The sequence below is a fragment of the Xanthomonas arboricola genome (genome assembly GCF_003353015.1).
Classification (GTDB): domain Bacteria; phylum Pseudomonadota; class Gammaproteobacteria; order Xanthomonadales; family Xanthomonadaceae; genus Xanthomonas; species Xanthomonas arboricola_E.
Genome location: NZ_QREM01000009.1, coordinates 1,109,059 through 1,130,575, shown reverse-complemented (window position 1 = coordinate 1,130,575; position 21,517 = coordinate 1,109,059). Strand labels below are relative to the sequence as shown.

Sequence of the window (21,517 nt, the reverse complement as noted above, 5' to 3'; positions counted from 1 at the left end):
CTTCGTCGCGCCCAGGTGCGCTCCTACGNGGTGCGCTCCTACGGTGGTTGTGTGACGGCGGTTTTACGCCGCGGCGTTTCCGAAACTTGCGTGTACTACCTTCGGCTTGCCGCTGGGCGCGGCTTGCAGGCGGAAGATCGACACCGCATCGGCCAGCTCCACGGCCTGTTCTTCCAGGCTGCGCGCGGCGGCGGTGGCTTCTTCCACCAATGCCGCGTTGCGCTGGGTGACTTCGTCCAGTTGCGCGACGGTGCGGTTGACCTGTTCGATGCCGCTGGACTGCTCGGCGCTGGCGGCGGTGATCTCGCTCATGATGTCGGTGACGTGTTTGACCGAGCCGACGATCTCGCGCATGGTCGCGCCGGCGCGGTGCACCAGGCCCGAACCCAGCTCGACCTTGTCGGTGGAATCGGCGATCAGCGTCTTGATCTCCTTGGCCGCATCGGCCGAGCGCCGCGCCAGCGCGCGCACTTCCGAGGCGACCACCGCAAAGCCGCGGCCCTGTTCGCCGGCGCGTGCGGCTTCCACCGCGGCATTGAGCGCCAGGATGTTGGTCTGGAAGGCGATGCCGTCGATGACGCCGATGATCTCGCCGATCTTGCGCGAGGCGGTGCTGATCTGGCCCATGGTGGCGACCACCTCGTCCATCACCTGGCCGCCGTTCTGGGCGACTTCGCCGGTGCCCACCACCAGCCGGTTGGCCTGCAGTGCGCTGTCGGCGTTCTGCTTCACGGTGGAGGTCAGTTCCTCCATGGAGCTGGCGGTTTCTTCCAGATTGGCGGCCTGTTGCTCGGTACGCTCGGACAGGTCGGTGTTGCCGGCGGCGATTTCCACCGCGGCCTGGCGGATGGTGTCCGATGCGCTCTGGATGCCGCCGATGATCTCGGTCAGCCGGGTCACGGTCTGGTTGGTGTCGTCGCGCAGCCGCGCAAAGATGCCGTGCGCGTCGCCATCCACGCGCTGGGTGAGGTCCCCTTCGGCCAGCGCGCCGATCACGCGCGCCAGTGCGGCCAGGTGGATTTCCACCGAGTCGTAGATGCGGTTGATGCCCTGCGCCAACGACAGCAGCACCCCGTCCATGCCGTCGATCTGCATGCGCCGGCTGAAATCGCCGGCCGCGGCGGCATCGATGATCTGGATCAGCGTCTGCTCGGCGTTGACCTGCGCGGTGACGTCCACCCACTGCGCGATGGTGCCCAGCTTGGTGCCGTCGGCGGCGATGATGGGGCTGTAGACGAAGTCGATCTGGCGGCCGAAGAACGGTGCGCGCACCGCCTTGGAGGCGGTCAATGCGCGCATGCGATCGATCGCGGCCTGGCTGTCCGGATAGATGTCGCCGATGCTGCCGCCGACGAAGCCTTCGGCATGGAAGCTCGGGCGGAAGCTCTGTACATCCGGCTCGATCAGCTTGAGCATCGCCAGCAGCTTGCGGTTGGCGAACAGCACCTGGCCGTCGTCGTCGGCGATGCGGATCATGGTGTCCAGGTCGTCCAGCGCCTTGATCACGAACTGGCCATGGCGCAGGCCTTGTTCCATCACATCGATGCGGATGGCCAGCTTGTCCTGGGTGGCCTGCAGGGCATGCAGCAACGGCGCGAGTTCGCCGGAGGCGGTACGCAGATCCAGGCGCTGGAAGCGGCCGTCACCGATGGCGGTCACCGTGCCGATGGCCTGTTCGAGTTGCGCCAGGTTGCGACGGCGCGACCACCAGCACAGCCCGGCACTTGCCGCGCCCAGCCCCAGCAAGGCCGGCAGCAAGCGGCCCACCCCGGCCCAGACGCCGCCGGGCAGCAGCGTGGCGGCGTAGAGCGTGAGCAGGGCCAGCAGCCCGATCTGTGCAGCGGCAGGCAGCCATGTGGCCCTGGTGAGACGCGCAAGGCTCCGGCCGGAAGGCGGGCGGGAGACGGCAGTGGCATCGAATGAGGGCGACATAGGCTGAGTCCAACTGAGTGATTCGGGGTGGGGAGCGGTGACCTGCACTGCATGGGCTGCCATGAGGTATCGGCGGCCGAGCCCGAATCATGACGGCGTGAAATCACCGTTCGTCGGAATCTATCGATCAGATCGCCAAAAACGCCGATGTCTCTGATTTGGAAGCGGTTTCAGTCCAAACCGATACACCGCTCAAGCCTAATCCGCGGCTTTGGAAGTGTCTCCGAATTGTAAATTTCAGGTGAAATATGAGGGTGCCTCAATGGCCGCCTCTAGGCCCGCCACCCGCCACCCGCCGCACAGCTGCGCCGCCGCGCCGCCGCCCCGCAGCGCCGGATCCCGGCGCCATGCCGCGCGGCCCAGCAGCACGCTCCGTCCGCCGGGAATCGGGAGTCGGGAGTCGAGAGGCGAGGAGCGGAAAGCAGGAGTCGAGAAGCGGAAAGCGGGAATCGAGTACGGCATCGATCCCGCCCAACCCCAGAGAGGCAACAGAGAAGGCGCTTTTCCCGATTCCCCAATCCCGATTCCCCAATCCCGACTCCCGACTCCCGAATCCCCAAAAAAAAACCGGCCATCTCTCAATGGCCGGTCTCTCGGTGCCGCACTTGCTGACGCTGCGCCGGCTTACTTTGCCGGCTTGGCGCCTGCCTCGTCCGGCAGCGCCCAGGCGATCACGCTGTCGCCCGACTTGGTTTCCATGCGGTCGTGCCCACCCACTGCGGCCACGATGTACTGCTTGCCGTCGATGGTGTAGCTCAGCGGCGCGGCCTGCGGGCCGGCCGGCACGCGGGTCTCCCAGACCTGCTTGCCGGTGCGGGTGTCGAAGCCGCGCATGAAATCATCCAGGGTCGCGCCGATGAAGGTCACGCCGCCGGCGGTGGCCAGCGAGCCGCTGTTGTTGGGCGTGCCGATCTCGAACTTGGTCTTGGACGGGATGCCCATCGGGCCCTGGTCGTAACCGGTGCCCAGCGGACGGCGCCAGAGTACCTGCTGGGTGCGCAGGTCCACGCCGGAGATGTAGCCCCACGGCGGTGCCACGCACGGCGTGTTGAGCGGCGACATCCATGGCTCCTTGCGGGCGCCGTACGCCAGACCCTTCTGCGCCATGTAGCCGGGCGTCTTGCTCTTGCCGTCGAACACCGACACCACGCCCAGCTCATTCATCTTTTCGCGGGTGTAGACCTGCAGGGTGTAGGGCAGGCGATTGCTGTTCATCACCATGATGCCGCGCTGCAGATCGACCGAGACGCCGCCCCAGTTGATGCCGCCGTGGTTGCCGGTGAAGGCCAGCGAGCCTTGCAGGGTCGGCGGGGTGAACATGCCTTCGTAGCGCAGCTGCTTGAACTGGATGCGGCAGGCCAGCTGGTCGAACGGGGTCATGCCCCAGGCATCGGATTCGACGATGGTCTCGTACTCGCGGCTCGGTGCGCCCACGGTGTTGGGCATGCCCGGCGAGATCGGCTGGGTGGCCGCGGTCCAGTCGCCGTGATCGGTGCCCTGCGGCACGGCGATCTGCTTGACCGGCATCAGCGGCGCACCGGTGGCGCGGTCCAGCACGAACACCTGGCCGGACTTGGTGGCCTGGATCACCGCCGGGCGGGTACCGCCGCCAGCCACCGGCCAGTCGACCAGGTTCGGCTGCGGGCCGATGTCGTAGTCCCACAGGTCGTGGTTGACGGTGCGGAAGTGCCAGCGCTCCTTGCCGGTGGCCGCATCCACGGCAACCAGCGCGGCGGTGTATTCCTCATCCTGCGGGGTGCGGCCCTTGCCGAAGAAATCGCCCGAGGCGTTGCCGGTGGGCAGGTAGACCAGGCCCAGCTCGTCGTCGGCGGCCATCAGCGACCACACGTTCGGGGTGGAACGGGTATAGGTCTGCCCGGCCGGCGGCTCGGCCGTGATCGCCGGGTTGCCCAGGTCCCAGGCCCAGCGCAGCTGGCCGGTGAGCGCGTCGAAGCCGCGCACCACGCCGGACGGCGCATCGCCTTCCTGGCCGTCGCGGACCTGGCCGGTGGGCTGGATCACCACGCCGCGCATCACCACCGGCGGCGAGGTCGGGCCGACGAAGCCCGGCTTGGTGTTGCCGGTGCCGGCGTTGAGATCGACGAAGCCGTTGGTGCCGAAGCTGCTGCACAGCTTGCCGGTCTGCGCGTCCAGCGCGCCGAGGCGGCCATCGACCATCGGCCAGAAGATCCGCGTCGGGCACTCGGCGGTGCCTTGCGGGGCCTGGTAGTACGACACGCCACGGCAGGTGGTGGCGGCAACGCCGGCCATCGCCTTCGGATTGGTCTGCGGGTCGAAGCGCCAGCGCTCCTTGCCGTTGGCCGCTTCCACCGCGATCACCTTCTGGGTCGGGGTGCAGATGTAGAGCAGTTCGCCGACCTTGAGCGGGGTGTTCTGGAAGGCGTAGCCCAGCTTGGAGCCGGCCGGCTTCAGGTCGCCGGTATGGAACTCCCAGGCCACCTTCAGGTTCTTGGCGTTTTCCGGGGTGATCTGCGCGCCGGGGGTGTAGTGGTTGGACAGGTTGGAGCCGGCGTACGCGGTCCAGTTGCTGGCATCGTGATTGGCCGCGACGTTGCCGTCCGGGCTGGGCACGTTGCCGCGGCTGAAGGGCGTCGCGCTCTCGGCCGGCAGCTTGGAGGCATCGGCGAGCTCGACATTGCGCGGTGCCAGCAACGGCCACAGGATCAGCGTCGCGCCCAGGATCGGCAACACGCCGGTCACCACGGCATAGCCGGCGCCCGACAACGGCTGCATGCGGCGACGCGCCACGCCCCAGAACGGCAGCAGCACCAGGCCCAATACAGAGATCCAGGCCAGGCGCGGGACCAGGCCCCAGCCATCCAGGCCCACTTCCCACAGCGCCCAGGCGATGGTGGCCGCCAGCGTGGCGCCGAACAGCCACAGGCCGGCACGCTTGCCCAGCGCCAGCAGCACGCCGGCCAGGAACAGGCCGATGCCGGCGAGCAGGTAATACCAGGAACCACCGACGGCAACCAGGCGGCCGCCTTCGTAGGCAAGCACCGCACCGAGCACGGCGAGCACCACGGCATAGACCACCAGCAACCAGGTGCCTAGTCCACGTTTTGAGGATTGATCAGTCATTTTTGAAATGTCAGGAAGGACCCAGGCACCGCTGGACGGTGGCGAGTCGTGGAGGGAGAAAGATCACAGGCTGGCGAAGGGCGGCCCACGATCTAACTAAAACGTCCTAAACAAGAACGTCCGGATATGAACGCGCAGCCCCTCCCAGGGTCCTCAGCGCTACTCATCTGAATATTTTAGACCGCAACCACGCTCGTGTCCGTGACGGAATGAAGACCCGCGCATCGGGCCTTCATGCGCAGCGCAGGAATGACCCGGATCCAGCGTGGCCGCAGATTGCGGTCGGGATCAGACGGCGCTGATGGCAGTCGCAGATGGCCACGACTGCAGAATATCGCGGTAGTCCTATCGGGTTATTGACTCGGTCAGTGATGCCGGGAGTGGGTATCCGTAACCGAGGTGCGTTGCAGCCGGGTTTTCCGCCTGGCGCATTTTCAGACGATGCGTGCGGTTATAGGTGCAAACCCGGCCGCATCCGCCGTGCCGACACGTTCTTTAGCCGTGCCGACACGTTCTTTGGATGGCAAAAGAAAGGATGCGTTGTCGGTGCGCAGCGCATCTCTGTCGATGGCATGGTGCCGGCCGCTCGGCAAGCCGGATTCAGATATCTGCCAGCGCCTGCAGATAACGCTGGCGCCAGTGGTTGATGTTGTTCTTGCGCAGATGATCCATCATGGCCCGCCAGCGCTCGATGCGGGTTGCCAACGGCATGCTCGCCGCGGTGGCGATCGCGTCGGCCACGCCATCCAGATCGTGCGGATTGACCAGCAGCGCCTCCTTCATTTCGTCGGCCGCGCCGGCCAGCAGCGACAGCACCAGCACGCCGGGGTTTTCCGGATCCTGCGCTGCCACAAATTCCTTGGCGACCAGGTTCATGCCATCGCGCAGCGGCGTGACCAATCCCACCGACGCGGCACGATAGAACCCGGTCAGGGTGGCATGGCTGAAGTTCTGATTGACGTAGCGCAGCGGCGTCCAGTCCGGCCCTGCGTGCCCGCCATTGATGTGGCCGGCGATCTGTTCGAGCTGCCCGCGCAGCCGGCGATACTCGTTGACGTCGCCGCGCGACACCGGCGCGATCTGCAGATAGGTCAGGCTGCCGGATTGATCCGGATACCGCTCCAGGTAACGCTCGAACCCCTGGAAGCGTTCCGGCAAGCCCTTGGAATAATCCAGCCGGTCCACGCCGATCGCCAGCTGCCGGCCGCGCAGGCTTTCGCGCAGGTCGCGCACGGCCTGCTTGCCGACCGCCGCCTTGGCCTGGTTGGCGATCAACTCGGTATCGATCCCGATCGGAAACGCCGCGGCACTGAAGCGACGTCCGCCCGGGCCTTCGACGATGTCGCCATCCAGGATGCGGCCGCCGCCGAACAGGCGCACATAGGCCTTGAAGCGCTCGGCATCGCGCTGGGTCTGGAAGCCGACCAGATCGTAGGCGTAGAAGGTGCTGAACAGGCGCGCATGATCGGGCATCGCCTGCATCAGGTCGGCCGAGGGCATCGGCACGTGCAGGAAGAAGCCCATCTTGCAGCCCACCCCCAGCTCACGCAGCATCGCGCCCAGCGGAATCATGTGGTAATCGTGGATCCACAAGGTGTCGCTGTCCTTCAACAGCGGCGCCAGCTTTTCGGCGAACAGCCGGTTGACGCGCATATAGCCTTCGCGGGTGGCGCGGTCGTAATCGACCAGGTCCAGGCGGAAGTGCAGCAGCGGCCACAGCGTGCGATTGGCAAAGCCGTTGTAGTACGAATCGATGTCGCGCTTGTTGAGGTCCATGGTGACGAACTTGATGTCGCCTTCGGTCTGCTCGTGCATGCCGCCGCTGTCGCCGCGCACGGTCTTGCCGCTCCAGCCGAACCACACGCCGCCGCGCTCCTTGAGCGCCGCCAACAGGCCAACCGCCAGGCCGCCGGCACGGGTCTCGCCGGGCACTGCAACGCGGTTGGATACCACCACCAAACGACTCATGACGCCTCCTGCCAGCTCCGCGACAAGCGCATCGCTGCAATGATCAAGCCAACATGCGAATAGGTCTGGGGGAAATTCCCCCAGGCTTCGCCGTCTTCGAACGATAGATCCTCGGACAGCAAGCCGAGGTGATTGCGGCGCGAGAGGATGCGCTCGAACAATTCACGTGCCTCTTCCTTGCGACCGATCGCAGCCAGCGCGTCGATGTACCAGAACGTGCAGATGGTGAAGCTGGTTTCCGGCTCACCGAAGTCATCCGGTGCGATGTAGCGGTACAGCGCATCGCCATGCTTGAGCACGCGGCCGACCGCCTCGACCGTGCGCACGAAGCGGCTGTCGTCGTTGGCGACGATGCCGATATCGGCCAGCAGCAACAGCGATGCGTCCAGGCGATGCCCGCCCAGCGTGTCAGTGAAATGACCGCGTTCCTCGCTCCATGCCTCGTCCAGCACGCGCGCGCGAATCGTCTCGGCACGCTCGCGCCAGTACACGCTGCGCTCGGGCAGCACCAGCCGGTCGGCGATCTTGGACAGGCGGTCGCAGGCGGCCCAGCACATTGCGGCGGTGTAGGTGTGCACTTCGGCGCGGCCGCGGAATTCCCACAGGCCGGCGTCGGGCACGTTGTGCAGCGCGAAGGCGCGCTCGCCCAGCGGCTCCAGGCGGCGGAAGGTGTCCGCATCGCCCTGGTCCTTCAGGCGCAGGTCGAAGAACAGCTGGGTGGACGCCAGCACCACGCTGCCATACACGTCGTGCTGCTGCTGGATCCAGGCCAGGTTGCCGCGCCGTACCGGGCCCATGCCGCGATAGCCGTCCATCGTCTCGACTTCGTGCTCTTCCAGCTGCGATTCGAAACCGATGCCGTACAGCGGCTGCATGGTGCCGTCGGCGGTGGCGATGTTGAAGATGTAGCCGATGAACTGCTCCATCGTGCGCGTGGCGCCCAGCCGGTTGAGCGCGCGCACCACGAACGCAGCATCGCGCAGCCAGCAATAGCGGTAATCCCAGTTGCGCGGAGTATTGGGCGCTTCCGGGATCGAGGTGGTCATCGCCGCGATGATCGCGCCGCTGTCCTCGTACTGGCACAGCTTGAGCGTGATCGCGCTGCGGATCACCGCTTCCTGCCAGTCCAGCGGAATCGACAGGTAGCGCACCCATTCGCGCCAGTATTCCTCGGTGCGTTCCTGCGCTTCCTGCACGTAGCCGGTGAGCGAACGGGTCAGCGACTCGTCCACGCCCAGCACCAGGTTGACCGGGTGGCTGAGCACGAACGGCAGGCCGTCGCGCACGAAGCGGACCGGCACATCGGTGGTCAGGCGCAGGGTGAACTCGGGCAGCACCCAGCGGATGTGGTTGCTGCCCCAGGTGGTCTCCGGGCTGCGGCCACCCCAGTCGGCCAGCGGGCGCGCGCGCACGATGATGCGCGGGTTGCCGGCCAGCGGGCGGATCTGCCGGATGATGCTGACGGGCCGATAGAAACGCCCGTTGTTGCGCCAGCGCGGTGCGAAGTCGACGACTTCCACCTCGCCGCCGTGCTTGTCGCGCAACACGGTGCGCAGCACGGCGGTATTGGGCAGGTAGTGCTGCTCGCTGCTGGCGAAGTCTTCCAGCTCCACGGCGAAGTCGCCGCCTTCGCGCTTGGGCGACAGCAGCGTACAGAACGCCGGGTCGCCGTCGAAGGCCGGCAGGCAACTCCACACCACGCGTGCCTGCCGATCGACCAATGCCCCGAAGCTGCAGTTGCCGATGACGCCCAGATCCAGGTTTGGCTCGGTCATGGAGTGCGAACAATCCTTTTTTGAAGAGAAGAGGGAGGGGCGCGCTGCGCTCAGGCCTGGCGCGCGTTGCGTTGCAGCCACGCATGTACGTCGGCAGTGCCGTCGACGCGGAAGCGCGCGCTGGTGGTGGCGCGATCGCCGACCAGCACGCTCCAGCCGCCGAGGCGATTGGCCGCTTCGAAGCCGAATTCGTCGGTGAGGTCGTCGCCGACGAACACCGGCGTGCGGCCGGCGAATGCGCCGTGCTGCATCAACTGGTCGACCGCCAGGCCCTTGTTGCTGCCTTCGGGCACGAATTCGACCACGTGGTCGCCCGGTTGCAGGCGATAGCCTGACAGCTGGGCGAGTTCCTGCTGCGCGAAGGCAAGCACGTCGGGGCCGGCGAGCGGTTGCGCGCGCCAATGCAGCGCGACGCTGACGCCCTTGTCCTCGACCAGTACGCCGGGGTGCCGGTGCGTAAGTGCGGCGGCACGCTGGTGCAGGCCATGCAGCCACGCGGAGGTGTCCGGCGGCATCGCCGCGCGTGCAGCGATATCGCTGCGCAATTCATGTCCGTGCAGGCCGGCGGCCGGGAGCAGCAGCGGCGCGAACAAGGCGTCCAGTTGCGACAGCGGGCGTCCGCTGACCAGTGCCACCGCGCCATGCAGGCGGTCACTTAACTGGCCGATGGCCACGCGGACCTCGGGCAGCAGCCGCACGGCCTCGGGGCTGTCGGCAAAGTCGATGAGGGTACCGTCCACGTCCAGAAACAATGCGCAGGCATCGTCCAGCAATGGCGGCGACGGAAGGGGGGAGTGCACGTCTGCCATCGCGCTAGTGTGCGCAAGGCGGCGTGATATTCAGGTTATGCAGTGCCGAGGAGTGCTGGTCAGGCACGTACGACTGCCTGTCCTTCTCCCGTCGGGAGAAGGTGCCCCGCAGGGGCGGATGAGGGTACGAGCGAAGCCTTGCGCAGTTCGAACGCTGCGGGGGCGCCGCCCCGTACCCTCAAGCAGTTCCAACGCTGCGAGGGCTTCGCCCCGTACCCTCACCCCAACCCCTCTCCCGTAGGAGAGGGGCTTTTAAGCTCGCTTTCGATCAGAAGGTGTAGCGCACCCGCCCGTACCAGTACGCGCCGTTGCTGCCGATCGGCGAGAGCACGTCGTAGGGCAGGTTGCCGAAGTAGGCGATGTCGTCGATGGAACGGTCCGAGTAGTTATCCAGGATGTTCTGGCCGCCGATCGCCAGCGTCCATTGCGTGCCCAGGTGGTACTCGGCTTCCAGGTCCAGCTGCCATTCCGCGCCGTAGGTCTGGCGTGGCACGAAGCCGCCGCCGAAGTCGAACACGCGCGTTGCGCTGCCGTAGCGGTTGACGCGGGTCTGCAGGTTCCAGCGCTCGTTGTTCCAGTTGGCGGCCAGCGCGGCGCGTGTGCGTGGCGCCGCATCGGTAAGCGTGTTGCTCTCCTCGATGCCGAACAGCACGTAGTCCGGATTCAAGGCGAGCAACTGCGCCGGGGTGCCGATGACGTTCTTCAACTCGGTCTTGGCGTAGCTGTAGGTGCCGGTCAGCAGCAGGTCGCCGCCGAAGGCGTACTGGCGCCAGTTGCCGACCAGCTCGGCGCCGCGGGTGCGGGTGTCGGCGGCGTTGAGGAAGTAGCTGGCGCTCTGCACCCCGCTGACGCCGAAGTTCTGCTGTACGAACTCCGTCAGCGTGGTGCCGGTGATGTCTTCGGACAGCGCGATGCGGTCGTCGATGTCGATCTGGAAGAAGTCCAGCGACAGGTCGAAGTGGTCGCCCAGCTGGCTGGTGAAGCCCAGGCTGTAGTTGAGCGATTTTTCCGGCTTCAGGTCGGTGGCGCCGAGCGCGCGGGCGATCGGGTTGTTGACCGACAGCAGGCGGCCCTGGGTCAGGCGACCGGCGGCGTCGTAACCGGTGGACGTGGCTTCGTAGCCGATCTGGCTGAGCGAGGGCGCACGCACGTTGTTGGAGACCGCCCCGCGCAGGGCGAACGCCGGTGCAAAGGCGTAGCGCGCGGCGAGCTTGCCGGTCCACTGGCTGCCGAAATCCTGGTAATGCTCGTAGCGGCCGGCCAGGTCGGTGGAGAGCTTGTCGCCGAACTGGCTGGAGACGTTGGCGTAGGCGCTGGCCACGTTGCGCGACAGGTCGGCCTCATCCTGCGGGGTCAGGCCGCCGCCGGCCTGCGAGCCGGTGGGGCGATCGGTGAACGGGCCGGCCGCATAGCTGGCCGGGTCGCCGGCATGGGTGCGGTATTGCTCGCGGCGGAACTCGGCACCGGTGCCGAAGGTATGGGTGGCGCCGGCCGCATCGAACACGCGGGTCAGGTCGAAATTGCCCACGGTCTGCGCAAACGCGAAGTCGCCGGTCTTGAAGCGCGTGGTGCTGCCCGGGCCAAGCGAGGCGTTGAGCGAATTGCGCAGCCGGTAGGTGAAGTCGTTGCGGCCGTAGTTGACGCTGGCGTCGTAGTCCCAGTCACCCCATTGCCCGCGCGCGCCGGCGACGAGTTGCAGATCGCGATTCTCGCCTTCGGAAATCGGGCGGTAGCCGTTGGGGTAGATCTCACGCCAGTTGGCGCTACCGTCCGGGTAGCGGAAGTAGTTGGCACCTTCGGTGTCGCGCTGGTTGTAGGTGGCGAAGGCGTAGAACTCGCCGTTGGCGCTGAAGGGCACCTTGGTGTTGAGCCAGGCGTTCAGGCCCTTGGTGGCGCCATCGCCGAGCACGTAGTTGCGCCGGCCGGCCAGGGCCAGGTTGGCCGGGGTCTGTTCTTCGAACGACGGGATCTGGTCGAAGCCGGCGCGGTTGGTCGCCTCGCGATTCTTCAGCTCCAGGCCGACCTTGAAGAAGCCGCCGTCGTCGCCGAGCAGGCTGCCGACCTTGGCGCTGGCGTAGCTGGTCTGGCCGTCGGTGAGGCGGCGATTGATCGGCTCCACGTCGGTGTTGTAGGCGCCGAAGCTGGCCTCCAGCTCGCCGCGCTCGGGGTTGTCGTCCAGGATCACGTTGATGACGCCGGCGATCGCGTCCGAGCCGTATTGCGCGCCGGCGCCGTCGCGCAGCACTTCGATGCGCTTGATCGCGTTGATCGGGATGGAATTGAAATCCACCGGCGTGGTGCCCTTGCCGATCTTGCTGTCGGTATTGACCAGCGCCGAGGTGTGGCGGCGCTTGCCGTTGACCAACACCAGCACCTGGTCGGGCGAGAGCCCGCGCAGCTGCGCGGCGCGGATATGGTCGGCGCCGCCGGAGTTGGACTGGCGCGGGAAGTTGAACGAGGGCAGCAATGCCTGCAGCGCGCTACCGAGCTCGCCATTGACCACGCCGGCCTTGCGGATGTCCTCGGCGGTGAGCACGTCCACCGGCACGGTCGATTCCAGCACGGTGCGGTCGCTGGCGCGGGTGCCGGTAACGATCACCGTGTCCAGCGTGGTGGCGCCGGGGGCGGCCTGCTGGGCCTGTGCATTGGCGCTCAACGCGGCGGCGACGGCCAGGCCGATGGCCGAAAGGGTGGGGCGGGTCATGTCTCTCTCCTGCAACAGCAACTGCGAACGCGCCGCGCGGTCGGCATCCGGCCGGGCAGGGCGCAAGGGGGTTCGGATCGTCCACATTCATCCGGATAGAGAGATATTATCGCGTTGTTCAGGCGCGTGCGAGATGGCACAGTGCGCGCACGCCGGCATCAGCTGATGCCGGCCCTGCATGAGCCCGCCCCCGATCCGTCGTGAACGTACCCGTTGTGGAGAAGTCGATGAAGTTGCTGCCGTCCTGCCTGCTTGCCGCCATGCTGGCGCTGTCCGCCTGCGCCACCACCCCCGGCGGCGCGCCGGGGTCGACCACTGCCAGCCTGCAGGGCGACGCGGCGCGGCCTTCCACGGCGCACGGTTGGGTGCGCAGCGAGCTGTACTTCGGCGTGGGCGAGGAGACCGGCCCGGCCGATCGCCCGCAGACCCGCACCATCGACGACAGGCAATGGCGCGCGTTCCTGGACAAGGAAGTGACCCCGCGCTTCCCGGACGGGCTGACCGTGTTCGACGCCTACGGACAGTGGCTGTTCCGCGGCGCCAAGGAGCCGAACCGGCTGGGCACCAAGGTGCTGGTGATCCTGCACGAGGACACCCCGCAGCGGCGCAACGACATCGAGGCGATCCGCCTGGCCTGGAAGCAGGCCACCGGGCACCAGTCGGTGCTGTGGTCGCGGCAGGCAGTGGAGGTGTCGTTCTGAGTGGTGCCACTTTGAGCAGTGGCATGAATCGCCAGCGCAGAGCCGCGCTGGGCGGGAGCGGCAGGTGCAATCGCGGCGACACGCTCTGATCCACCGCGCCGCTGTCGCGCATGCGGAGCAGCGGCTACCATCGGCCGATCCCCACGTTTCCTGGCTCCCATGTCGGCCCCTTCCTCGCGTACTGCGGCATCGCCGCGCTGGTTCGTCGCCGGCGACCTCAATGGCTTCTTCGGCCTGGTCGTCGACAATCTCTCCATCCTCGGCTTCATCGCGATGGCGCTGGTCGGGATGTTCCAGTTCCCGGCCGAGGTGGTGTTCGGGCGCATGTTTCCCGGCACCGCGTTCGGCGTGCTGGTGGGCAACCTGCTCTACACCTTGATGGCGCGGCGACTGGCCGCACGCAGCGGGCGCGACGACGTCACCGCGATGCCGCTGGGCCTGGATGCGCCGACCAGCATCGGCATGGCGCTGCTGGTGCTGGGCCCGGCCTTCGTCGGCTTCAAGGCGCAGGGGCTGGACCCGCAGGCGGCCGCGATCGCCACCTGGAAACTCGGCATGGCCTCGCTGGTGGTGATGGGCCTGCTCAAGCTGGTGCTGTCGTTCGTCGGCGAGGCAGTCACGCGCGCGTTGCCGCGCGCGGCCTTGCTCGGTTCGATCGCCGGCATCGCACTGGTGCTGATGGGCCTGTTGCCGCTGCTGGAAACCCTGCGTTCGCCGGTAGCCGGCTTCGTCACCCTGGGGTTGCTGCTGTACGTACTGCTGGCCAAGGGGCGGCTGCCGACCACGTTGCCCGGCGTGCTGGTGGCGTTCGTGATCGGCACTGCGTTGTATTACGGGCTGGGCCTTGCCGGCCTGGGAGCGCCGGGCTTTGCGGTGCCTGCGTTCACGCCGCCGCAGATAGTGTTGCCGCTGCCGAACCTGGGCTTCATCGACGGCCTGCCGGCCACGGTGGCATACCTGCCGTTGTTGCTGCCATTCGGCCTGTTGATGGTGGTGGGCGGCATCAATGTCAGCGAGAGCGCACGCGCGGCGGGCGATGACTACCGCACCCGCGACATCCTGCTGGTGGAAGCCTTGGCGACGCTGGTCGCCGGCGTCTGCGGCGGGGTGGCGCAGACCACGCCGTACATCGGCCAGCCGGCCTACAAGCACATGGGCGCGCGCTCCGGCTACACGTTGCTGACCGGCGTGTTCGTCGGCATCGGCGGCATGCTGGGTGTGATCTCCGGGTTGGTGCAGTGGCTGCCGCTGGCGGTGCTGGCACCGATCATCGTCTACGTCTCGATCGACATCACCACGCAGGCGTTCCAGGCCACGCCCAAACAGCATGCCGGCGCGATGGTGCTGGGCTTCCTGCCGTCGGTGGCGTACCTGCTGACCATCAAGGCACCGGGCTGGATCGCGCCGGATCAGCTGGTTGTACTGACCACCAAACTCGACGGGCACGGCCTGCCGGAGCTGGCGGTGATCTTCGCACTGGGTAACGGCTTCATCATCACCGCGATGCTGTGGATCGCCACGGTAGTGGCGATGATCGATGGCCGGCTGCGACGCGGCGCGGTGTTCCTGCTGGTGGCTGCCGGGCTGACGCTGTTCGGCCTGATCCATTCGGTGGATCCGCGCGGCGGCATCTATCTGCCGTGGTCGCTGCAAGGCCTGGCGCGCGCGATCAGCTGGCAGTTCGTCGGTGCCTATGTCGCGCTTGCAGTGACCTTGCTGCTGCTTTCATGGTTGCCTGCACGCAAGGATGCAGTGCAATGAGATCCTGCTCGGGTGTGTTGCGCGTGGTCATCGGGGGCGCACTGTTGCTGGGCGCCGGCGCTGGCTGGGCGGCTTCGTTCGATTGCAAGCAGGCAGGCACCGCGGTGGAAAAACGGCTGTGCGCGGTACCGGCGCTGGGCACGCTGGACGAACAGCTGGACGCGTCCTATCAGGCGCTGCTGGACGCCACGCCGCGGCATGCAGTTGCCGGCGTGCGCGACCAGCAGCGCGCCTGGCTGCGGCAGCGCAATGCCTGTGCGCAGGACGCCAGGCTGGACGACTGCCTGCAACGCACATTGAAGGCCAGGGCCGATGCGTTGGCCAGGGCGCTCACTGCGCAGCAACAGGCACTGGACCGCATCATCGCCGCGATTCCTGCCGCGCCGGCCGAAGCCGCGCGCCAGTTGCAGGGCTACGACACGCCGCTGGCCTCGGCGTGGCTGGCCTATCTGCATCAGTTCGTTCCCGCTGCGGGCGTGGATGCGGCGCTGGCGGATGCGCGGTTTGACAGCGCACGCAAGGCGCTGCGCAAGGCCGACGACTTCGCCGCATCCCTGCTCGACGATGTGGAGGGCGTGCCTGCCATGCAGCCGCAGGACCGTGTCCTGACGTTGTTGCGGATGTGGATCGAGCGCGACGACCGCGATCAGCGCCCTTATGTGCATTGCTTCATCTTCTCCGCAGTGGGGGAGCCGGCGTACGAGGCGTTCGGCTCGCTGTATGGCTCCACCCGCGACGGGTTCGCACCCATCTGCGAGCCGCCGGGCGGCCTGTTTGCATTGGCGAGCTGGAAGCAACTGGATGCCGGCTTTGCCGGGTTGATCGAGGCCATGAGCAAGGACGCCGGCACCATCCGCTACGCCAGCTACGCCGAGTGGAAAATCATCGCGCTACGCGCGTCGGTGTCGCCGTTGCTGTATCTGACCCCGGCACTGCGCAAACGCTACGGCGACGATCCGGACAAGGCGATTGCCGCCTGGAGCGGAAACGACCGCGATTGGCCGACGGCACAGCGCAAGGCCGTGCGCGCATTGTTACCGAAGGTGCGCGCCGACACTGCCGCATGGCTTGTGCGCGAGAAGCGCCTGCCTGCGAAACAGGCCGAGCAGGCGGCCGCCGCGATCGTGGCGGCCTGGGTGAATGCGCGGCTGGATTTCGCAGCTTGAGAGCGGTGGGCACGCCTGCTCGCGGATTTCAGGCGGGCGGCGGCGTCGCTTGATGCGGCAACGCCGGTCGTCTTGGTCCGAGACCAGGCGATGTGGATGAGCCAGAGCTAGCGCCAAAGCCAAAGCATGCGATCTGCGGCTTGGCTGCCGGGCCCTTGCCCGCCCACCATCGCGGGACACGCTGCAAGTACGTCCCTGTAGGCTCCGGCGCGGCATCCATGCCGCTCAGGGTCCCGCGACGGTGAGCGGGCAAGGACCTGTCGAGAGGGTCGGTGCGCATGGAAGAGCAGTGCTGGGTGCGCCTTGTTCGATCATGAAGCATCGGCTCCAGGTCTGATGCACACCGCACGGCAGACAGCTTTTCAGATGAGGGCCGGCCAACTGTCTGGTGCGGTGTCCTCGCCGGTTGCGGGACCGTGTGGCGGCATGGATGCCGCCACCGAGCCCCAGGGACGGGTTCACGGTGTGTCCGGCAAGCGGTGAGGACGCCGCGCCCTCGACGTACCGGGCTGTTGATTCGAGCAGCCGACCGCAACTGAACAACTTCACCGTTCCAAGTCTTGGCTGTTTTGTGCGCTGCGTATTGAGGGCTTGGGACGTGCGGATGGGTTAGCGGTAAAGCAATCGATCTGCGGCTTGGCTGCCGGGCCCTTGCCCGCCCACCATCGCGGGACACGCTGCAAGTACGTCCTTGTAAGCTCCGGCGCGGCATCCATGCCGCTCAGGGTCCCGCGNGTGCGCATGGAAGAGCAGTGCTGGGTGCGCCTTGTTCGATCGTGAAGCATCGGCTCCACGTCTGATGCAGATCGCACGACAGACAGCTTTTCAGATGAGCACCGACCACCTGTCTGGTGCGGTGTCCTCGCCGGTTGCGGGACCGTGTGGCGGCATGGATGCCGCCACCGAGCCCCAGGGATGGGTTCACGGTGTGTCCCGCAAGCGGTGAGGGCACCGCGCCCTCGATTCAGTGCTTGTTTGCAGCATCGCCAGCACATCGATGGAACCACCGCGATCTGGCATGGTCATACCCTGGATGGTGTCGATGTCAGGAGTTCCATGATGCAATCCAAGTCTTCGCGCTGGCCGTGGCTGCTGGCAGTGCCGGTGGTGGCCGGTGCCGCCTGGTGGCTGTTCAGCGGCTCACCCACTGCCCCTGGCGCGTTGCCTGCGCCGATCAGCCAGACCGCCAGCGCCGTGGCAGCGGCGGTGACCCCGTCGCCGCCGGCGCCGGCAGGGCCGCGCCATCCGGTGCAGCAGCCCTCGGCCGATGCCGCCGACGCGGCGATCCCTGCGCTGGCCCAGAGCGATGCAGCTGCCTGGGAGGCCTTGCTGGCGTTGGTACCGAATGATGATGCGTTGTCGATCGTGCTGCGCAAGCACCTGATCGAACGCGTGGTGGTGATGATCGACAATCTCACCCAGCCCAGCATCAGCCGTCGCGCCTCGGTGCTGCAGCCGGTGGCCGGTGAGTTCGAGGTGTCCGATGCCGCTGGCGGTGTAGTGATCGACCAGGCCAATGCGGCACGTTATGCGCCCTATGTGGCAGCGTTTACCCAGGTGGATGCGCAGGCGCTGGTGCGTAGTTACGTGCGTTTCTATCCGCTGTTGCAGCAGGCGTATGCCGACCTGGGTGCGCCGGATCGTTACTTCAACGACCGCGTGATCGACGTGATCGATCATCTATTGCGCACGCCGGACCCGGCGCAGCCGATCAGGGTGCAGCGCGACGAGCGTGGCCGCTATCGCTATGTCGATCCCGCCCTGGAGTCGCTGTCGGTCGGCCAGAAAGCAGTGCTGCGGCTGGGGCCGACACAAGCGGCCGCAGTGAAGGCACAGTTGCAGCAGATCCGCGCGGCATTGCTGCAGGGACGTTGAGGCGGCGTGTGGTGGCGCGGGGATAAGGCCGCAACGCCGCGGCCTTGCAGGCATGGCTGCAGCGTCTTGCGCCATTCCAGCATGCAGGCAGCGGCGGTGTGGCCGTATCGGCTGCGCCACGCGCTGCCAGCTCGCCTGCTATGCCGCATCCAGCTCCGGATAGTGGCGGAAGATGCCGTTGGTATTGAACGCGACGCGTCGGGCGGATGCGAGATAGGCCGCGATGCGCGGGCGCTCGGCCACGCGTTGCTGCAAGGCCTTCAGGCCGGGAAGATCCGACGAGAGTGTCTTCATGCGCTTGGGGAACATGTAGTCCAGTCCGCTGACCAGCTGGAACAGCGACAGGTCCACATACGAGTGTGCACCCAGTAGATGGGCGCCGCCGGCCTGGTGCAGCACCTGCTCGAAATAGCCCAGGAACTTGGGCAGGCGGTTGTCGCGCAGGTCCTTGGCGCGCTTGGCCGCCTCGGCTTTCTGATCTTCGTAATACAGGCCGGTGGCGATCGGGTGATGGCTGTCGTGCACCTCGGCCACCAGGTCGGCGATGGTCAGCTGCAACTGCAATGCCTGGATGCGCTGCGCGTCCGAGTCGGGTACCAGCTGCAGTTGTGGCCCGATGGCATGCAGGATGGCCGCCACCTGTGCGACCACCGTGTCGCCGGCCTTGAGGAAGGGCGGTGCGAACGGCTGCGCGCCGGCCTGGTTGCCTTCCAGAAAGGCATGCATCGCCTCATCGCCTTCCACGCGCGCCACGTCGGTGTAGTCGGCACCAGCGTCTTCCAGTGCGAGGCGGACGAATTCGCCGCGGCCTTGCAGGCCGGTCCAGTAATAGAGCTGATAGTGCATGTGCTGCTCCGCGATTGACGGCGTCACAGCGTAGGAACCATGTGGCTAGGCGGGCGTGATCGATGCGTCATCTGGTGGTGACCCGGTGCCGTGGCGCGGTTGCGCCAGCAGCCAGGCCAGCTTGCGTGCGCGCGGCTGCTGCTTGAGCTGCCACTCTGCGCGCGAGGCGGCGGCGCGGTCCGCGTACGGATGGCTGGCAAGCACTTCCAGCGGCGGATGTGCGCGGGTGTAGCGCGCGCCGGTGCCACGCAGATGCGCCTGGAAGCGTCGCTCCAGATCGTTGGTGATACCGGCGTAATAGCTGCCGTTGCGACATCGCAGCAGGTAGAGGTGCCAGGGCTTGGGTGCATCCATGTGCCCATTATCGCCACTGACCCGGCGTTGTGCAGCGCTGGTCGTTGCGAGCACTGAGCACGGATGGCCGGCGCGCTGCAGTGCGTGAGTGAATAACCACCTGAATATTGGTTATTTGACGCTCGCGACAGCTGCAAACAGCATGCGCTACTGCATTGCGGCGCTGTTTCGGCCTGCATTGCGCCCGGGTCGTCGTGCATGCACGGCGCACGCGCCGACCCGCCCCCCCCCACGCTGCAAGACAGCCGACGCCACGAAAGGACGTACATGCCTGCGCGACACCGGACCCCTGCAAGGATCCTCGCTGCTTCGAGATGGTTGGCCAGGCCGCAGGTGTTGGCGTGGAGTCTGGCGTGGGTAGTTACGCCGGTGCTGGCCGACGAGGTGGGCGGGACTGCCGCGACGCCGGAGCGCGCCGCGCAGACCCTGGGCGCGGTCACCGTGACCGCCACGCGCCGCGAGACCACCTTGCAGCAGGTGCCGGTGGCGGTATCGGTGGTGCAGGGCGAGACGCTGGAGCGCGAAAACCGCAACAGCGTGGCCGACCTGCCGGCGCTGGTGCCCAGCCTGACCTTCCGCACCGGCGCTTCCAACAAGGACACCTCGTTGTTCCTGCGTGGCGTGGGCACCATTTCCACCTCGCCGGGCGTCGAGCCCAGCGTGGCCACCGTGATCGACGGCGTGGTGCTGGGGCGTCCGGGCCAGGCCACACTGGATCTGCTCGATGTCGAGCGCATCGAAGTGCTGCGCGGGCCGCAGGGCACCTTGTTCGGCAAGAATGCCTCGGCCGGCGTGCTCAACATCGTCAGCAAGCCTGCGCCGGAGCTATTCGGCGGCTATGTGGATTACTCGCACTTCGGGGGCGGCGACGAAGACCGCGTGCGTGCAAGCGTTGGCGGCAGCTTGGTGCCGGAGGTGCTCAAGGCCAGCGTGTCGGCGTTGTGGGCCGAGTACGGCGGCAATGTGCGCAATGTGGCCGACGGCCAGACCGTCAACGGCTACCGACGCGCCGGCGCGCGGCTGCGGCTGGACCTGAGCCCGAACCCGGATTTGAACGCGACGTTGCTCGCCGACTACCTGCAATCGCACAGCGATGCGCCCAGCGGTGTGGTGGTGGACAGCACGCGTGCGGACTTCGCCGCGGCACTGGCGCCGGTCGTCGCCAGCGCCGACAACCGGCAGATCAACAGCGATTACCGCACGCAGCTGGACGACATCAACAAGGGCGCCTCGCTGCAGCTGGACCAGCAGCTCGGCGATGCGCTGCTGACCTCGATCAGCGCCTGGCGGCAGTGGGACAACACCCAGTTCCAGGACGGCGATCGCACCGCACAACGCAGCGCGGCGTTTCCGTCCTCGCACGACCGTGGCGACCTGGGCTACACGCAGTATTCGCAGGAACTGCGCATCCAGACCCCGCGCGACCGTGCGCTGGAAGCGGTCGCCGGTCTGTATTACCTGCATGCGCGCAACGACGAAACCTATCGCCGCACGGTGACGACGCCCACCGCCAGCAACGTGGGCGTGGCCGATTACGCCACCCGGGCGCAGACCTATGCCGCATTCGGCGAGGCCACCTGGCATTGGCGCCCGGATCTGCGCGCGTTGCTGGGCGCACGCTTCACCCGCGATACGCTCGACTACCGGCACCAGCGCGTGTCCAGCTCCGCAGCCGCGGTGACCGGCATCCAGCCGTCCACGGCGAGCAGTGGCAGCACCGCGGAAAACGGCGTGTCCGGGCGTGCCGGCCTGCAATACGACGTCGATGCGCAGACCACCGCTTACCTCACCTATTCGCGCGGCTACAAGGGCCCGGCCTACAACGTGTTCTTCAACATGCAGCCGCGCGATACGCCGGCGCTGAAGCCGGAGACCTCCAACGCCTGGGAGCTCGGCCTGAAGGCGCGTGCACTGGACGATCGCCTCAGTGCGAACGTCGCGCTGTTCCATACCGAGTACGCCAACTACCAGGCCAACTTCTTCGACACCGTGGCCGGGCAGGTGGTGACCCGCCTGATCAATGCCGGGCAGGTGCGCACGCAGGGCCTGGAACTGGACCTGGACTACCGGCCCACCGAGCGGCTCAGCCTGGCCGCCTCGCTGGCCTACACGCAGGCGCGCATCCAGCGGTTTGCCTGCCCGGCCGCCGCGGCGGCCAACTGCAATGTCGACGGCAGGCCGCTGCCGTTTTCGCCGGACTGGAAGGGCAATCTGCGCGCCGGGTATCGGGTGCCGCTGCGCGGCAGCCTGGCGCTGGAATTCAACGGCGACGTGAGCTGGCAGGACAGCGTGCAGTACGACCTCAGCCAGACCCCGCAAACCGTGCAGGGCCCGTATGCGATCTGGAACGCCAGCATTGCGCTGGCCGACGATGCGCATGGCTGGCGGGTGGCGGTGCTCGGTCGCAATCTCGGCGACCGCGCGTACGCACCCCTGTTGGCCAATGCCACCGGCAACGTGTACCGGCTGGTGCCGCGCGACGACCAGCGCTATGTCGGGCTGCAAGTGCACAAGGATTTTTGAC

General features: G+C 67.1%; 13 protein-coding genes. 5 read left to right on the top strand and 8 right to left on the bottom strand.

The genetic code is table 11. From position 1 onward, the window contains the following. Positions 1-63 precede the first annotated feature (63 nt). The 6 genes from C0541_RS15445 to C0541_RS15420 all read right to left on the bottom strand — a co-directional run bounded on the left by C0541_RS15445 (position 64) and on the right by C0541_RS15420 (position 12,290). On the bottom strand, positions 64-1,932 hold the full coding sequence (locus C0541_RS15445; RefSeq protein ID WP_115049667.1) for a methyl-accepting chemotaxis protein: 1,869 nt from the start codon (positions 1,930-1,932) through the stop codon (positions 64-66). Between the two features lie 624 nt (positions 1,933-2,556). After that, positions 2,557-4,995 carry a glucose/quinate/shikimate family membrane-bound PQQ-dependent dehydrogenase gene (locus C0541_RS15440; protein WP_193725948.1) on the bottom strand — a complete coding sequence of 813 codons (2,439 nt, stop codon included), beginning with the start codon at positions 4,993-4,995 and terminating at the stop codon, positions 2,557-2,559. Positions 4,996-5,634: 639 nt separating this feature from the next. Next, complete coding sequence (gene otsA / locus C0541_RS15435; RefSeq protein WP_115049663.1) at positions 5,635-7,002, bottom strand: alpha,alpha-trehalose-phosphate synthase (UDP-forming); 1,368 nt, start codon at positions 7,000-7,002, stop codon at positions 5,635-5,637. Next, complete coding sequence (locus tag C0541_RS15430; protein ID WP_115049661.1) at positions 6,999-8,777, bottom strand: glycoside hydrolase family 15 protein; 1,779 nt, start codon at positions 8,775-8,777, stop codon at positions 6,999-7,001. Before C0541_RS15430 ends, otsA begins: the two co-directional genes overlap by 4 nt. Positions 8,778-8,827: 50 nt before the next feature. After that, the gene (gene otsB / locus C0541_RS15425; protein ID WP_115049623.1) at positions 8,828-9,586 is read right to left on the bottom strand and encodes a trehalose-phosphatase; all 759 of its coding nucleotides are present in this window, start codon (positions 9,584-9,586) and stop codon (positions 8,828-8,830) included. Positions 9,587-9,854: 268 nt separating this feature from the next. Further along, complete coding sequence (locus C0541_RS15420) at positions 9,855-12,290, bottom strand: TonB-dependent receptor plug domain-containing protein (protein WP_115050398.1); 2,436 nt, start codon at positions 12,288-12,290, stop codon at positions 9,855-9,857. Between the two features lie 227 nt (positions 12,291-12,517). Between C0541_RS15420 and C0541_RS15415 the strand changes: the two genes are divergently transcribed. From C0541_RS15415 to C0541_RS15390, 4 genes are all read left to right on the top strand, one after another. Then, entirely contained in the window at positions 12,518-12,991 is a 474-nt protein-coding gene (locus tag C0541_RS15415) for a DUF3574 domain-containing protein (RefSeq protein ID WP_161960129.1), read from the top strand. Between the two features lie 159 nt (positions 12,992-13,150). Further along, positions 13,151-14,752 (top strand): hypothetical protein, encoded by a 1,602-nt coding sequence (locus C0541_RS15410; protein ID WP_115049621.1) that lies wholly within the window; start codon positions 13,151-13,153, stop codon positions 14,750-14,752. After that, positions 14,749-15,918, top strand: coding sequence for a lysozyme inhibitor LprI family protein (locus tag C0541_RS15405; RefSeq protein WP_115049619.1), 1,170 nt, complete (start codon positions 14,749-14,751; stop codon positions 15,916-15,918). Before C0541_RS15410 ends, C0541_RS15405 begins: the two co-directional genes overlap by 4 nt. A 1,059-nt stretch (positions 15,919-16,977) precedes the next feature. Next, positions 16,978-17,793 (top strand): DUF3014 domain-containing protein, encoded by an 816-nt coding sequence (locus C0541_RS15390; RefSeq protein WP_115050396.1) that lies wholly within the window; start codon positions 16,978-16,980, stop codon positions 17,791-17,793. A 138-nt stretch (positions 17,794-17,931) separates the two neighbouring features. Here the strand turns inward: C0541_RS15390 and C0541_RS15385 are convergent, their stop codons facing one another. Both C0541_RS15385 and C0541_RS15380 read right to left on the bottom strand, forming a co-directional pair. After that, positions 17,932-18,639: a glutathione S-transferase family protein gene (locus C0541_RS15385; RefSeq protein ID WP_115049615.1), complete on the bottom strand. Its 708-nt coding sequence runs from the start codon at positions 18,637-18,639 to the stop codon at positions 17,932-17,934. A 45-nt stretch (positions 18,640-18,684) separates the two neighbouring features. After that, entirely contained in the window at positions 18,685-18,993 is a 309-nt protein-coding gene (locus tag C0541_RS15380; protein WP_115049613.1) for a GIY-YIG nuclease family protein, read from the bottom strand. Positions 18,994-19,260: 267 nt separating this feature from the next. On the opposite strand from C0541_RS15380, the gene C0541_RS15375 reads away from it, so the two are divergent. Continuing rightward, positions 19,261-21,516, top strand: a complete 2,256-nt coding sequence (locus C0541_RS15375; protein WP_238601336.1) for a TonB-dependent receptor — start codon at positions 19,261-19,263, stop codon at positions 21,514-21,516. The last annotated feature ends 1 nt before the right edge of the window (position 21,517 follow it).

What these genes read in the sequence shown, in the direction of transcription:
- C0541_RS15445 (WP_115049667.1), bottom strand. Translation starts at nt 1,932, where the DNA reads ATGTCGCCCTCATTCGATGCCACTGCCGTCTCCCGCCCGCCTTCCGGC.
- otsA (WP_115049663.1), bottom strand. Translation starts at nt 7,002, where the DNA reads ATGAGTCGTTTGGTGGTGGTATCCAACCGCGTTGCAGTGCCCGGCGAG.
- C0541_RS15430 (WP_115049661.1), bottom strand. Translation starts at nt 8,777, where the DNA reads ATGACCGAGCCAAACCTGGATCTGGGCGTCATCGGCAACTGCAGCTTC.
- otsB (WP_115049623.1), bottom strand. Translation starts at nt 9,586, where the DNA reads ATGGCAGACGTGCACTCCCCCCTTCCGTCGCCGCCATTGCTGGACGAT.
- C0541_RS15420 (WP_115050398.1), bottom strand. Translation starts at nt 12,290, where the DNA reads ATGACCCGCCCCACCCTTTCGGCCATCGGCCTGGCCGTCGCCGCCGCG.
- C0541_RS15415 (WP_161960129.1), top strand. Translation starts at nt 12,518, where the DNA reads ATGAAGTTGCTGCCGTCCTGCCTGCTTGCCGCCATGCTGGCGCTGTCC.
- C0541_RS15410 (WP_115049621.1), top strand. Translation starts at nt 13,151, where the DNA reads ATGTCGGCCCCTTCCTCGCGTACTGCGGCATCGCCGCGCTGGTTCGTC.
- C0541_RS15405 (WP_115049619.1), top strand. Translation starts at nt 14,749, where the DNA reads ATGAGATCCTGCTCGGGTGTGTTGCGCGTGGTCATCGGGGGCGCACTG.
- C0541_RS15390 (WP_115050396.1), top strand. Translation starts at nt 16,978, where the DNA reads ATGCAATCCAAGTCTTCGCGCTGGCCGTGGCTGCTGGCAGTGCCGGTG.
- C0541_RS15385 (WP_115049615.1), bottom strand. Translation starts at nt 18,639, where the DNA reads ATGCACTATCAGCTCTATTACTGGACCGGCCTGCAAGGCCGCGGCGAA.
- C0541_RS15380 (WP_115049613.1), bottom strand. Translation starts at nt 18,993, where the DNA reads ATGGATGCACCCAAGCCCTGGCACCTCTACCTGCTGCGATGTCGCAAC.
- C0541_RS15375 (WP_238601336.1), top strand. Translation starts at nt 19,261, where the DNA reads ATGCCTGCGCGACACCGGACCCCTGCAAGGATCCTCGCTGCTTCGAGA.